Origin of the sequence: Pontibacillus sp. HN14, from assembly GCF_021129245.1 — a bacterium.
Taxonomy (GTDB): domain Bacteria; phylum Bacillota; class Bacilli; order Bacillales; family BH030062; genus Pontibacillus.
On record NZ_JAJOLR010000001.1, the window covers coordinates 1655981 to 1669297 of the forward strand.

A 13317-nucleotide genomic window follows, 5' to 3' on the forward strand; every position below is an offset into this window, starting at 1 on the left:
TCTTATAATTTCATCACAACAGTCTTTTATGAGTTAATCGAAACCATACGCCCTGTTACGTAAAGAAAAAACTTCTCCAGTTAGAGAAGTTTTAGAGGTGCGGTGATACATGCTCAAACCACAACGCTTTGATCTGGCCAGAGAATAAAGGTGTGTGTTCTACAATGGTTTGTGCGATAAATGAATCTTCCACCGCATTTTGGACCATATTCATTGGCACAAGGGCCGCTATGTATAAAAAGATAAACAATATAAAATACATTTCTATGAATCCAAGTACTCCTCCAAGCAATCCGTTCGCTGTATGAACAATGGGAAGGTCTGCTAAGAAGTCTAGCATTGATGCGATGATTTGCATGACTACTTTTACGGCAAAGAAAATCGCTGCAAATGCGATGGCATGGTAAAATGCATTTTCCAAGGGAAGAGATTCTACAAAGACTGCCCAATTCGATCCTTCCGGTAATTCCGGATAGGGAATCCACAGCTGTAACTTCGGAGATAGATCATCATAGTAGACGACAGCTAGTATGAAAGCTACAATAAATCCAGTCATATGAAAGAGCTGTAATACAAAACCCCTGCGTAAACCGATTAATACTCCTAAAACTAATATTCCTAATAATAATAAATCAATCATGGTCTGAACGATCCTCTTCTTTCCTTTTTGATTCAACTATATTTGTATAATCTTCTTTTAGCTTTAAGTAATCATTCATGGTGTTAACTGCTGTTAGTACAGCAAGTTGCGCAGTATCCAATTTGGGGTTTGACTCCTGGATCTCTTTCATCTTTTGATCCACCAGACTAGCCACCATGCGTATATGGTGCGATGGCTCCTCTCCTACGATCTTGTATGTTCGATTATGTATATCGACCGTTGTTCTTTTTTTGTCTGAATTCGACACAGAGATATGCCCCCTCACCCACATTAGAATCCTAAACTTAATATTAACATGAAGCTGTTCAATAAGGAAAGCGTTGTCCTCTCATTCCCTCTATTATTCAGCTTTAGACGCCAATTTGATATACTGAGACTATTCGTTCTTAAAAGGAGATGGTACAGATTGTCTCAAACAGTCCTTAAATTACCAACTAATCAATTATATAAAATGCAAAGCTATTATCAAAAAACATTAAAGGGAAACCCGCCGCCCGGTGCTGTCTTTGCCGCAAAAGTAAACGGCTGCTCGATTACAGCTTATAAATCAGGTAAAGTGCTATTTCAGGGCCCTAATCATGAACAAGAAGCAGGGAAGTGGGGAACAGCTAGTCCCTCTCAAAAAAAGCCAAGCAAATCCTCTCCTACTGAGTCTCAATTCGCACCACCATCTTCCCTCTACACATCTAGTCATGCGGGATCTGATGAGGCAGGGACAGGGGATTACTTCGGCCCTATTACAGTTGCCTGCGCTTATGTTCGGGAAGACCAAATCGCACAATTAAAGGCTGCAGGCGTTCGCGACTCTAAAAGTTTAAAAGACCCTCAAATTGAGCAAATCGCTCGTAAAATCGTAAAAATGAATATCCCTTATTCTCTCGTTACCCTGCACAATGATAAATATAACCAGTGGCAGAGAAAAGGATGGTCACAGGGGAAAATGAAAACAATGCTCCACCACCATGCTTATAACAAACTCTTGCAGAAAATGAATCCCGATCAACCTGAAGGCTGGGTCATTGACCAATTTGCTGAACGCTCAGTCTATGAAAAACACTTACGCACAGAGAAAGCAACCCTTCAGGACAATGTGTATTTCTTAAAAAAAGCCGAATCCTATTCCATCGCTGTTGCAGCTGCTTCGATCATCGCTCGAACAGCATTTGTCCATCAAATGGATAAGCTGTCTGAGCGTGCTGGTATGCCTTTACCTAAAGGGGCTTCAAAGCGCGTCGACCAAGCAGCAGCTAAGCTTATTGAAACAAAAGGAGCCGATGTGTTAGAACAATTCGCTAAAGTTCACTTTGCTAATACGGAGAAGGCCTATAAATGGATAAAATAGTCCAGCACATTAAAACTGCACCCTATAGGGTGCAGTTTTTTATTGGGTAAAGATTCAATATACATTATTAGGGTATAAATCCATTATATAACATATTAAATTTATTTTGGAGGAGATTATGTAATGGAATGGTTACCTATGCTGTCTAACTTCTTATGGAAATATGTTTTATCTGCGCTTCTCATTTTTGTTGGCCTCTTTTTCACGATTCGATTGAAGTTTTTCCAGATTCGACATTTCGGACATATCCTCAATCAAACTGCAGGACAAATCTTCAAAAAAGACAAACAAAAGGGGTCAATTACTCCCTTCCAAGCTTTCACTTCTTCACTTGCCTCAACTGCTGGAGCTACAAACATCGTAGGTGTTCCAGTCGGTATTTACTTAGGTGGACCTGGTGCCTTATTTTGGATGTGGATTATTGCATTAATTGGAATGGCTACAAAATACGGAGAAATCGCTATGGGGTTGAAATACCGGGAAAAAAATAAAGAAGGAATATGGGTCGGGGGCCCTCAATATTACATTCGAAAAGCTCTCGGTTGGAAAGTAGTCGCCTTTTTATTCGCTTTTATACTTATGCTAGAACTCATACCAAGTATTATGGTTCAATCAAATTCCATCACGACGCAAGTGCAGGGAGCATTCGGATGGGATCGTTGGATTACAGGATTAATTATAACGGGAGTTGTAGGGATTATTGTATTTGGAGGAATCAAACGGATCGCTAACGTAACCGATAAAGTTGTCCCATTTATGGTTCTTACTTACTTAACGATTTGTTTAATTGTAATAGGTGCGAACGTTTCAGAAATTCCTGCGGTCTTTAATCTAATCATAACGCATGCATTCACACCAATATCTGCAACAGGAGGGTTTGCAGGTGCCGGATTTGCTCTCGCCCTTCGATGGGGAATTGCACGAGGGTTATACTCCAATGAGGCGGGTCTAGGAACAGCCCCTATCACACACGCAGCTGCTCAAACAGATCACCCCTCTAAGCAGGCTTTCTGGGGTGTGTTCAGCGTATTTATCGATACCATCATCATCTGTACCGTCTCAGGTTTAACTGTATTGGTATCAGGGGCATGGACACAAGTGGAATCCTCAGACGAAGCATCCAATATGATTGATATTGCATTATCAACTGTATACGGGGACACCTTTGGAGGAGGCTTCATTTCCCTTTTCCTTCTTTTCTTCGTATTAACGACTGTAGGGGTGCTTGTATTTTTCGGGGAAAAACAGGCAGAATATTTATTCGGGTTAAAAGCGTCTTGGATTATGCGTTTCGTCTATATCATTTCTGTCTTTGTAGGAGGTATTGGAGGGTTGGAGTTCATCTGGCAATTCCTTGATTTAATGTTAGCTGCTGTCGTGATCTTTAACGTGATCCCTCTCTTCTTTATGAGGAAAGAAATTATTGACTTAACGGACGATTACTTTAATAGGGTCTACAAAGGAAAAGATACGAAGCCAAAAATTACTCTTTTCCAAGATCAGGACCCTCCAAGTATGTAGATCCAAATAGAATGTCGATCGATATAAAATGATCGTTAACAGAAAAAGGCGAAAGCGCTAGGTCTTTCGCCTTTTTTGTTCTACTTATTTGAATCCACCACCAAACGCATTTCGTACATCGTGTATGACAACAAAAGCTTCCTCGTCCACTCCGTTGATAATTCTTTGAAGCTTAAACGTTTCTTGTTTATGCACAACCACATACAAGACCTTTTTATCTTTTTTTGAATATCCTCCATATCCCTCTAATACAGTAACCCCTCTTGGTACGTTAGAATTAATAGCTTCTAATACCTCCTCAGGAGTTTCAGATATAATGGTTACAGCTTTCCGCATATTCAGTCCATCCACTATGAACTCAATTGCACGTGCTCCTACATAAACCGCAATAACGGTTAATAGGGCTTTTTTCTGCCCAATTACAAAGACAGATCCTCCGATGACAATCATGTCAATTAACAAAGTTGCATTCGCCATGCTCCATCCCCAATTTTTCTTCATCATTTGAGAAATGATTTGGGTCCCACCAGAAGTACCGCCAGCACGAAAGATTAATCCAATCCCTCCACCTGCGAAGAGCCCAGCATAAATAGGTGCTAATAACGAATCCGATTCAATGGGTGTGCCTACGTGTTCTGTAAGCCATAAAAAGAACGACGTTGTAAAGATACCAATGAAGGTGTAGAGCATCATTCTCTTATCCAGATACTTAAAACCGATTATGATGAGAATCGTGTTTAGAATAAAGGTTGATAGACCGGTAGACCAATCAAAGACATAATATAGAACAATTGATATCCCGATGATTCCACCTTCTGATAAACCATTTGGTATGGCAAAGTAGTTGATTCCTAGTGAGAAGATAAAGGAACCGATTAGTATGAGTGCTACGTTTTTTACATGTTGCACTTGATCACCGCCTCTCCCCTTTTTATTTGTATTATGGGGGATGCCCCACCGGAATAGCAACCGTACCAACTTTTAGGTGAAAGAATAGGCAACCGAGAGGGTGATTCTGTTTCCATCTTCCGAGAGTAAGGAGGGGGTGGAAACCACTCGCTTTCCATATTTGAGATTACTTACTACAAAAATGGATGCGAGCGTTCTCTTTATCTACTTATTATCAAGAATTAAGGTGAACATAAAAAACTCCCTCTTTAGATAAAGAGGGAGTTTTTGGTTTAGGCTTAGGCACGTAGTTCTGCGTTGTATTGTTCTTTTACTTTAGTAAGAATGGCTTGGTGCGTTTCTTCTACCTCTTCGTCCTTAAGGGTACGAGATGGGTCAAGGTAAAGGAGCGAGAAGGCTAGTGATTTCTTTCCAGCTTCGAGGTGTTCTCCTTGATAAACGTCAAAGACTAAACAATTCTTCACAAGAGGAGCACCTGTTTCAAGAATGGTCTGACGAAGATCTCCTGCCGCTACACTTTCATCTACTACAAGGGCGATGTCCCGGCTAATGGATGGGTAGCGAGGGATTGGTGTATACGTCTCTTCTGACGAAATCGCTTCAAACACTTTTTCAAGATCCACATCAAAGGCATAGGCTTCTTTTAAATCAAAGCTTTTTTGAAGCGTTGGATGAACCTGGCCAACGTGTCCAATAGTTTCTCCATTCAACTGAACAAGAGCTGTACGGCCTGGGTGCATTCCGTCTACTTGACCTTGCTGATAAGAGATTTGGTTTTCTACGTCTAAATATCCGAACAATCCGTCTAGGATTCCTTTTACAACATAGAAATCAACATTTTTCTTCTCTTGTTGCCAAGGATGCGTTAACCAGCTACCTGTCAGCACACCAGCTAAGCGTTCTTTTTCTTCCGGTTGTTTGGTTAAGACGGCTTCTTCTGTTACATAGATGGAGCCTACTTCATAGAAAGCAACGTCTTTTTGTTTACGAGCGACATTGTAAGAAGCGGATGCTAACATCTCAGGTAAAGCGCTAAGTCGAAGATGACTATGCTCTTCACTCATTGGCATTGCTAAGTGCACAGGGCGAACATTTTCACCTTTCACATCAGGACTTACTAACATGTTCGCTCGTTCTTCTGTCGTAAGGGAATATGTTAGAGCTTCAGATAAACCTGCGCCTTCCAGGTAGCGACGCACTTTTCGGCGCAATGCTTGATAAGTTGTTAAACCACCAGCATTTCCAGCCCCTTGTGGCATCGTAAATGGAATGTTGTCATATCCAAACATACGTCCAATTTCTTCTACCATATCTTCCACAAGAGAAATGTCCCCACGACGGGTAGGGATGTTTACGGTAAAGGTTTCTCCGTCTTGTTCATAGGAGAACTGAAGTTTACGCAAAATATCCTGAATATGCGCGTCATTCATATCTGTTCCTAATACATGGTTCATTCGAGAAGTTGTGAAGGTTACGGTTTTCTCTTCATAAGTCAATTCATCGTAAGCAACTACGCCTTCTAGTACTTCTCCTCCAGCATACTCAGAAAGAAGTTGAGCTGCTCGAAGACCCGCACGTTGAACACGGTCAGGATCGACACCTTTCTCAAATCGAACGGAAGCCTCACTTCGTAAACCATGGTCTTTAGCCGCTGAACGAACAGCTTGAGGATCAAAGTAAGCTGCTTCTAAAAGAACAGTAGTCGTTCCTTCATGAACCTCAGAGTCAGCTCCTCCCATAACCCCTGCAATGGCAACAGGCTCTTGGCCGTTTGTAATTACAAGGTGGTTAGAAGACAGCGTGCGCTCTTCATCGTCTAACGTCTTAATCGTTTCGCCATCTGTAGCACGGCGAACCACTACTTCTTTACTTCCAAATCGATCATAGTCAAAGGCATGAAGTGGCTGTCCATATTCAAGGAGAACATAATTCGTAATATCAACAACGTTGTTAATAGGACGAATTCCAGCTGAAATTAAGCGATTACGCATCCATAGAGGAGCAGGTCCAACTTGAATATTTTTAACCACCATCGCTCCATAATATGGATTAAGGTCCCCGTCTTTAACGGATACAGAAATAGCATCTTCAGCTTTTTCATTTATAATTTGCACTTCTTCATCCGGGAAGTGGATTGGCGTGTCTAGGATTGCTGCTACTTCGTACGCAACACCCATCATACTTAGGGCATCAGAACGGTTAGGGGTAAGTCCTAGCTCAATAATGAGATCGTCCAGATTTAATAAGGAAGAAGCATCTGCCCCAATTTCAGGATCGCCATCAAAGACGAAAATTCCCTCTGCAAATTCAGCCGGCACGTACTTTTCATCAATGCCTAATTCCTGAAGGGAACAAATCATACCTGAAGACTCTTCACCGCGTAATTTAGCTTTTTTAATTTTAAAATCTCCTGGTAATACAGCGCCTGGTTTAGCGACGGCAACTTTTTGTCCTTTGGCTACATTTGGTGCGCCACACACAATTTGCAATACCTCGTCACCTACGTCCACTTGACAAACGTTTAACTTGTCTGCGTTCGGGTGTTGATCGCATTCTTTCACATATCCTACAACAAGGTTTTCGATTGGCTCACCGAAAGGTTCCACCCCTTCAACTTCGATACCTGTTTTTGTTATCTTTTCAGCTAAGTCTTCAGGTGTTAACCCTTGAAGATCTACGTATTGCTTTAACCAATTTAATGATACAAACATGCTTTTCTCCTCCTTACGCCTTATGGAATTGATTCAAGAATCGTACATCGTCCGTGTAGAAATGGCGAATATCATCGATACCATATTTCAACATCGCAATTCGTTCAGGCCCCATACCGAAGGCGAAACCTGTGTATTCGTTTGGATCATAGCCAGCCATTTCAAGTACATTCGGGTGAACCATTCCTGCACCTAGAATCTCAATCCATCCAGTTCCTTTACATACAGAACATCCTTCACCACCGCACATTTTACAAGAAATATCCATCTCAACAGATGGCTCTGTAAATGGGAAGAAACTTGGGCGAAGTCGAATTTCGCGCTCTTCACCAAACATTTGCTTAGCAAAAGCATTTAAGACACCTTTTAAATCACTCATTCGAACGTGCTTATCGACAAGTAACCCTTCAATTTGTGTAAATTGGTGAGAGTGAGTCGCATCATCTGTGTCACGGCGATAAACTTTACCAGGACAGATTACTTTTACAGGGCCTTTTCCTTTATGCTGCTCCATTGTACGTGCTTGGACAGGAGAGGTATGAGTGCGCATTAAGATCTCTTCAGTAATATAGAAAGAATCTTGCATGTCACGAGCAGGGTGACCTTTTGGTAAGTTCAAGGCTTCAAAGTTATAGTAGTCTGCTTCTACTTCAGGGCCCTCAGCAATTTCAAAGCCCATTCCGATAAACAGATCTTCAATTTCTTCGATTAAATTCGTCAGAAGATGAGGACCACCTGTTTGTACTGGACGGCCAGGTAGTGTCACGTCAATCGTTTCTTCTTGTAGCTGCTTTTCAAGAGCCGCTTCTTCCATTTTCGTTTGTTTCTCATCGATCGCTACTTGGATCTCTTCACGAACATCGTTAGCCATTTGTCCAATAACAGGACGTTCTTCTTTAGGAAGCTTCCCCATCCCACGAAGAACTTCGGTAATAGGACCTTTCTTTCCTAAGTATTGAACTTTCACATCTTGAAGAGCTTTTGTGTCTTCAGCTTGTGCAACCTTCTCGAGGGCTTCTGTTTTCAGTTCTACTAAACGCTCTTTCATCTTAATCCTCCTCTTAAATCTATCGTCATTTTAAGAACATAAAAAAGTCTCCTCCCTATAAAAGGGACGAGACTTGTTCGATATGGTTTCGCGGTACCACCCTTGTTGACACATCCTGCCTGAGGAAATGTCCACTTCATCATTGATAACGGATTCTTCATCCGGAAACACTTTTACTCATAGCTAGAGGTCCCAGTGTCAGCTCAAGAGTGAAACTTCAATGATTGGTCGATCTGGAAATGCTCTCAGTCTAAGACATCCCCTCCCTGAAGATCGGATAGGTGGCAACCATTTACTGGCTCTTTCAACGCTTTACTTTATTCAACTAATAGCTATTATAGAAAAGCTATACGCTCTTTGCAACCTTAGTTCCTTAAATAATACATTAAAATTCCGGCTGCAATGCCTACATTTAACGATTCAGCTCTCCCATAAATGGGAATCATGACTCTTTCATCAGCCTGATCGACGTAGGTTTCATTAACTCCTGCACCCTCATTTCCTACAATCAAGGCTACAGGGGCAGATGGGGTACAAGCCGTATAATCTTTCGCTTCTTTCAATGACGTAGCCCAGACAGAAACCCCTTGATTCTGAAGTTCGGGCACCCATTCTAATAACTCTCCTTTAAAGAAAGGAATGTGAAAGACAGATCCTTGAGTAGCGCGTAGCACTTTATCATTAAATGGATCGACCGTTCCTTTTCCGCAAATAATCGCATCAAAGCCAGCTGCATCTGCTGTACGTATTAATGTCCCTAAGTTGCCCGGGTCTTGTACAGCATCTAATATCAATATACGTTCAAATGGTTGCCATTCCGGTGCATCCATTCTTACAACCGCGGCGATCCCCTGGGGCTGCTCCGTTTCTGTTATTTCATTAAATACCTGGGAAGACACATAGGAATATGGATAGTTGCTCCATTCGCTTTGAAGCTCTACATCCTCCCTAACAATTAGTTCAAGAACCTTCCACTGACTTTTTAACGCTTCTTCCACAAGATGAAAACCTTCCACCAAAAAGGCTTGTTCCTGGTCGCGGGTTCTTTTTCGTTGTAACTTCTTCCACCGCTTAACGGATGGGTTTTGAGTAGATTCAATCATAAGTATGTTCATCCTTTGTTTCGCACTTGATTTCCTATCTTATCATACATATTTCTATTCACCGGGGTCAAACTATAATTAGATCGTATCCTTAAGAAAAGAGGTGGAAGAATTGAACCTTAACCTAAGAAACGCTATTTTAGATAATATTTCTGGGAACAACCAAGAACAACTTGAAGCAACGATTCAAGATGCCATTCAAAGCGGTGAAGAAAAAATGCTCCCAGGTCTTGGTGTTCTTTTCGAACTATACTGGGAAAATGCAAATGAGCAAGATAAGAAGGAAGTTCTTGAAACACTTGAAAACCACGTCCAAAACATGAAGCAATAGTAAAGAGAGGCTGCTCGACGAGACAGCCTCTTTTTAGTCTAAGTGACTCTTTATAAAACGGAGCTCTCCAATCAGACACTGCACTTCATCCGCTTCTAGCATCATAGGCAGTTGATCATTGATCGTAATGGCTGTCGTTTGTCCTTTGTGTTCCTCTAAATACTTTAATAATTCCTCAACCTGTTCCTCGGATAAGGAGGAACCCGTCTCGACACTTTTTACTGACTTCACATAAAAAGAATCCAAGTCATGAGCAAACTCACCTTCAAAAATATTTCCATTAAACACACTCATTAGTGACCCCACCTTTCACTTCTATTAAACCTAGCTTCCCACACCTATTCTGAACATATCCACTAAATTTATTTACGCAGTAATAAGCAGGAGAAGAGAGGAATCAAACCCTCAAAACCCGCTTCCATTAAAAAAACGTCCAGGAGATCGCCCCTGGACGTTTTGAACTCATCTTTAGTTAAATGTAATTTGCTTGACCGTTTCTTCGTCCATACCTTTAATCACTTCTACAATTAATTTCACCGCATTTTCAAAGTCATCACGGTGTAGCATTGCTGCGTGGGAATGGATATAACGTGTAGCGACGGTAATAGAAAGAGCAGGTACGCCGTCTGCTGTAAGATGAATTGAACCAGCATCTGTTCCTCCACCGGCAATCACATCATATTGATAAGGGATTTCGTTCTTATCTGCTGTATCAATCACATGGTCACGAAGCCCTTTATGGGAGATCATGGATGCATCATAAAGAATAATTTGAGGCCCTTCTCCCATTTTACTGGCTGCTTCTTTATCAGAAACCCCAGGTGTATCACCAGCGATCCCAACATCTACTGCAAAGCCGATATCAGGTTTAATGGCATTTGTGGAAGTCTTAGCTCCACGAAGACCTACCTCTTCTTGTACGGTTCCAACACCATACACGACGTTCGGATGTTCCTGACCTTTTAATTGTCGTAATACTTCAATCGCAATGGCACATCCAATGCGGTTATCCCAAGCTTTTGCAAGTAGCATTTTTTCATTTGGCATCTGAGTAAATTCAAAATACGGCACTACTGAATCACCAGGTCGAACACCAAATTCTTGTGCTTCTTCTTTAGAAGATGCTCCAATATCAATGAACATTTCTTTAATATCGATTGCTTTCTTACGCTGATCAGCAGGAAGGATATGTGGTGGTTTAGAACCGATCACTCCTGTCAGGTCACCGTTTTTAGTCATAATGGTCACACGTTGTGCCAGCATTACCTGACTCCACCAGCCACCGACTGTTTGGAAGTAGATGAACCCGTTGTCATCAATACGAGTAACCATAAATCCAACTTCATCTAAGTGTCCAGCAACCATAATCTTAGGCCCGTTTTCTTTACCTACTTTTTTAGCAATCAGACTCCCTAAATTATCTGTATACACTTCATCTGCAAATGGAGTTATGTATTTCTTCATAACGTCCCGTGGTTCTTTCTCGTTACCTGGGACCCCTTTCGCATCTGTTAAGTCTTTAAGCATCGTGAGAGTATCATCCCATTTAGCCATTTTAATTCCTCCTTCTATGTACTCATTCTCTTCATTATAACGCTTTAAAGAAAAATTCACAAAATTCAAAGAACCTAATACCCATTTTCCTGCCGTTCATGATTGACTTCATTCTTGTGATAATAGGCGTCCTGGATAGATTGCTCAGAAAATCCAAGCTTTACTCCTAAATTCAAAAACGTCTTAAAAAGTTGCTGGTAGTGAAGATCATTCGGCGATTCTTGAAAGAGGTGCACCTCTCCATACACTTTATGAAATTGTTCAGTTAGATCTACATCTACTGAGTTATGACCGTCTTCTTGCGGTGAATAACGGTAGTCTTTCTCAAGTCCCAGTGAAAGAATAAAATGAAGTCCATCCACGTATTCCTCCAATATTACCTCATCTTCTTTAGGAGGTTTAGTGCTCCAAAACTTAAAGCATCTTGTTTCATTCGCAAGCTCCCCTAACTCAACGAGCAAGGCCATAACTTTTCTCCGAAACAGATCCTCATTCTCCAATCCATGCTCCACTTCAATACGTTGGTCTAATTCTTGCTGCATTTTAAAAAGTGTTTCCCAGTTCATGTGCTGTATCTCCTTTTAGCTGTTTTGGTACGATTATAGCACGGGTTTAGGATTTTATGAAAAAGTTGAAACGTTTTGTAATTTCAATCGTAAGGAGAGGTAGATAGATTCGGTAAGGGAGTCGATCAATATGATCATTTATTTATTTAGGTTGTTAATTTTGGTTGCTGCCATCCTCCTGATCTATACAGCTTATAAATACGTTATCAATCCAAAGCGAAAGCTTGAGCTTGCTCAGGAGAAAAAGCAGTTTTATTTCTTAGATGATGCAGAGAACGTTAAGAAGAATTTTTTACTCACGTATAAGGGCGTTTTATTTGAGGGAGAAAAATACTTAGGTACTACGGAGAATTCCTTTGATGTGGTGTCTATATCCGTATGGACAAGGCAACCTGATAAGTTAAAAGGCTTTGAGCGTAATGATCTTTATTTCGTTGAGAAAGAAATTTACATTCACTACCCCCATGCCAGAGTCGAATGGAAAAACCCTATAAATAAATTAGTTCTGAGTCATTCAGGTGACTAAACCCGCGCAACAAAAAATGCCCACTCTCTTAATGAGGGGGCATTTCTTATGTTCCTGTTTGAAAAAAGTCATCCCACTTGATTACGATCTCTTTCCTTCTTAAAAGATAAATTAAGGTTAGTAACATCACCAAAAAACCGGCCATGATGAAAGGGGACATCTTTGAGATCCACTGCCCTACAGAAGTATAAACTACTGCTAGCGGGATGTTTGAGTAGAAGGAGGTCTTCATATAATCTTTAAACCCTTGAGACATTTCAATAATACATAGTGAAATTAAATGAAAATGAATAAACGGGACCAGACGTAGTAATGCAATTTGAGAGGTGGAAAAGCTAGAGTGCTTCCCAAAAAACTTGTGTTTTAGCTTCACCAGTTTTTGTAACGTCTTAGGCATCCACTGACTCACTTTATAAAATAATAAACTAGATAAGGTCACACCAATCACACTGTAAATCGAACCTGTCACCGCCCCAAACAAAATACCGCCGGATATACAAATGAAAGCAACAGGCAAAAACAGAAGCGGACGCAAAAGGTGAAAACTGATGAAGAGTAGAGGTGCAAAAAAGCCACTTGTCTCTAAGACCATCATAACGGTTGCCCCAAACTGATTCATGATGAACACACCCTTCCGCTAAAGCGGTATAGTACATACTTATGACAGAAGATGAGCTGTTATGACAAGAACACTTTCGCTCTCAAAGAGCTATCTAAGCCATACATATAAAGCCAAAAGAACGTGCACAATCAATGCAGCAGGAACTCCTATTACAAAAGCGCGATGTTTGGTCTTATGCCGAAACCATTTCATCCCTAAAAATGTTCCAAGAGAGCCTCCTATTAGCGTTACAACCCATAATTGTTTTTCAGAGATTCTCCATTCTTCTTTAATCGCCCTCGATTTATCTTGTTGCATTTGAATGAGAGCAATAACGTTTACAGCAATCACATACCACAACAGCATTGACCACATATTGATCCCTCTTTTCCTTTTCTTCTCAATCTTCAGACATAAAAAAGCCATTTTCCTAAGCGGTAGGAA

The 13317-nt window shown here is 40.9% G+C and carries 15 protein-coding genes; 4 read left to right on the top strand and 11 right to left on the bottom strand.

Annotated features, from left to right (window positions below; translation table 11 throughout):
* Nucleotides 1-91: 91 nt before the first annotated feature.
* Together LQ226_RS08575 and zapA are read right to left on the bottom strand one after the other, a co-directional pair.
* Nucleotides 92-640: a CvpA family protein gene (locus LQ226_RS08575; RefSeq protein WP_231417404.1), complete on the bottom strand. Its 549-nt coding sequence runs from the start codon at nt 638-640 to the stop codon at nt 92-94.
* The gene (gene zapA / locus LQ226_RS08580) at nt 633-908 is read right to left on the bottom strand and encodes a cell division protein ZapA (protein ID WP_231417405.1); all 276 of its coding nucleotides are present in this window, start codon (nt 906-908) and stop codon (nt 633-635) included. The genes LQ226_RS08575 and zapA overlap by 8 nt, the downstream gene beginning before the upstream one ends.
* Before the next feature lie 159 nt (nt 909-1067).
* Between zapA and rnhC the strand changes: the two genes are divergently transcribed.
* Nucleotides 1068-2003, top strand: coding sequence for a ribonuclease HIII (gene rnhC / locus LQ226_RS08585; RefSeq protein WP_231417406.1), 936 nt, complete (start codon nt 1068-1070; stop codon nt 2001-2003).
* Between the two features lie 123 nt (nt 2004-2126).
* The gene (locus LQ226_RS08590; RefSeq protein WP_231417407.1) at nt 2127-3524 is read left to right on the top strand and encodes an alanine/glycine:cation symporter family protein; all 1398 of its coding nucleotides are present in this window, start codon (nt 2127-2129) and stop codon (nt 3522-3524) included.
* Between the two features lie 84 nt (nt 3525-3608).
* Here the strand turns inward: LQ226_RS08590 and LQ226_RS08595 are convergent, their stop codons facing one another.
* The 4 genes from LQ226_RS08595 to LQ226_RS08610 form a co-directional block, all read right to left on the bottom strand.
* Nucleotides 3609-4433, bottom strand: coding sequence for a YitT family protein (locus tag LQ226_RS08595; protein ID WP_231417408.1), 825 nt, complete (start codon nt 4431-4433; stop codon nt 3609-3611).
* 278 nt (nt 4434-4711) lie between these two features.
* Nucleotides 4712-7144 (bottom strand): phenylalanine--tRNA ligase subunit beta, encoded by a 2433-nt coding sequence (gene pheT, locus LQ226_RS08600; RefSeq protein ID WP_231417409.1) that lies wholly within the window; start codon nt 7142-7144, stop codon nt 4712-4714.
* Between the two features lie 13 nt (nt 7145-7157).
* A complete protein-coding gene (gene pheS / locus LQ226_RS08605; RefSeq protein ID WP_231417410.1) occupies nt 7158-8192 on the bottom strand; it encodes a phenylalanine--tRNA ligase subunit alpha in 1035 nt (344 codons plus the stop codon).
* A gap of 365 nt (nt 8193-8557) precedes the next feature.
* On the bottom strand, nt 8558-9295 hold the full coding sequence (locus LQ226_RS08610; RefSeq protein WP_231417411.1) for a TrmH family RNA methyltransferase: 738 nt from the start codon (nt 9293-9295) through the stop codon (nt 8558-8560).
* Between the two features lie 112 nt (nt 9296-9407).
* On the opposite strand from LQ226_RS08610, the gene sspI reads away from it, so the two are divergent.
* Nucleotides 9408-9626: a small acid-soluble spore protein SspI gene (gene sspI / locus LQ226_RS08615; protein ID WP_231417412.1), complete on the top strand. Its 219-nt coding sequence runs from the start codon at nt 9408-9410 to the stop codon at nt 9624-9626.
* Nucleotides 9627-9659: 33 nt separating this feature from the next.
* Here sspI and LQ226_RS08620 read toward each other — a convergent pair whose 3' ends face one another.
* From LQ226_RS08620 to LQ226_RS08630, 3 genes are all read right to left on the bottom strand, one after another.
* The gene (locus LQ226_RS08620) at nt 9660-9920 is read right to left on the bottom strand and encodes a hypothetical protein (protein ID WP_231417413.1); all 261 of its coding nucleotides are present in this window, start codon (nt 9918-9920) and stop codon (nt 9660-9662) included.
* A 174-nt stretch (nt 9921-10094) separates the two neighbouring features.
* Nucleotides 10095-11180: a M42 family metallopeptidase gene (locus tag LQ226_RS08625; RefSeq protein WP_231417414.1), complete on the bottom strand. Its 1086-nt coding sequence runs from the start codon at nt 11178-11180 to the stop codon at nt 10095-10097.
* A gap of 74 nt (nt 11181-11254) precedes the next feature.
* Nucleotides 11255-11746, bottom strand: coding sequence for a dUTP diphosphatase (locus LQ226_RS08630; RefSeq protein WP_231417415.1), 492 nt, complete (start codon nt 11744-11746; stop codon nt 11255-11257).
* A gap of 130 nt (nt 11747-11876) precedes the next feature.
* Between LQ226_RS08630 and LQ226_RS08635 the strand changes: the two genes are divergently transcribed.
* A complete protein-coding gene (locus LQ226_RS08635) occupies nt 11877-12272 on the top strand; it encodes a sigma-w pathway protein ysdB (RefSeq protein ID WP_231417416.1) in 396 nt (131 codons plus the stop codon).
* A 46-nt stretch (nt 12273-12318) separates the two neighbouring features.
* Here LQ226_RS08635 and LQ226_RS08640 read toward each other — a convergent pair whose 3' ends face one another.
* Complete coding sequence (locus tag LQ226_RS08640) at nt 12319-12891, bottom strand: TVP38/TMEM64 family protein (RefSeq protein ID WP_231417417.1); 573 nt, start codon at nt 12889-12891, stop codon at nt 12319-12321.
* A 90-nt stretch (nt 12892-12981) separates the two neighbouring features.
* Nucleotides 12982-13248 carry a DUF1294 domain-containing protein gene (locus LQ226_RS08645; protein ID WP_231417418.1) on the bottom strand — a complete coding sequence of 89 codons (267 nt, stop codon included), beginning with the start codon at nt 13246-13248 and terminating at the stop codon, nt 12982-12984.
* Between the last annotated feature and the right edge of the window lie 69 nt (nt 13249-13317).

Bases quoted from the DNA above. Each gene is read 5' to 3' on its own strand.
- LQ226_RS08575 (WP_231417404.1), bottom strand. From the start codon at position 640: ATGATTGATTTATTATTATTAGGAATATTAGTTTTAGGAGTATTAATC.
- LQ226_RS08590 (WP_231417407.1), top strand. From the start codon at position 2,127: ATGGAATGGTTACCTATGCTGTCTAACTTCTTATGGAAATATGTTTTA.
- pheT (WP_231417409.1), bottom strand. From the start codon at position 7,144: ATGTTTGTATCATTAAATTGGTTAAAGCAATACGTAGATCTTCAAGGG.
- pheS (WP_231417410.1), bottom strand. From the start codon at position 8,192: ATGAAAGAGCGTTTAGTAGAACTGAAAACAGAAGCCCTCGAGAAGGTT.
- LQ226_RS08610 (WP_231417411.1), bottom strand. From the start codon at position 9,295: ATGATTGAATCTACTCAAAACCCATCCGTTAAGCGGTGGAAGAAGTTA.
- LQ226_RS08620 (WP_231417413.1), bottom strand. From the start codon at position 9,920: ATGAGTGTGTTTAATGGAAATATTTTTGAAGGTGAGTTTGCTCATGAC.
- LQ226_RS08625 (WP_231417414.1), bottom strand. From the start codon at position 11,180: ATGGCTAAATGGGATGATACTCTCACGATGCTTAAAGACTTAACAGAT.
- LQ226_RS08630 (WP_231417415.1), bottom strand. From the start codon at position 11,746: ATGAACTGGGAAACACTTTTTAAAATGCAGCAAGAATTAGACCAACGT.
- LQ226_RS08635 (WP_231417416.1), top strand. From the start codon at position 11,877: ATGATCATTTATTTATTTAGGTTGTTAATTTTGGTTGCTGCCATCCTC.
- LQ226_RS08640 (WP_231417417.1), bottom strand. From the start codon at position 12,891: ATGAATCAGTTTGGGGCAACCGTTATGATGGTCTTAGAGACAAGTGGC.
- LQ226_RS08645 (WP_231417418.1), bottom strand. From the start codon at position 13,248: ATGTGGTCAATGCTGTTGTGGTATGTGATTGCTGTAAACGTTATTGCT.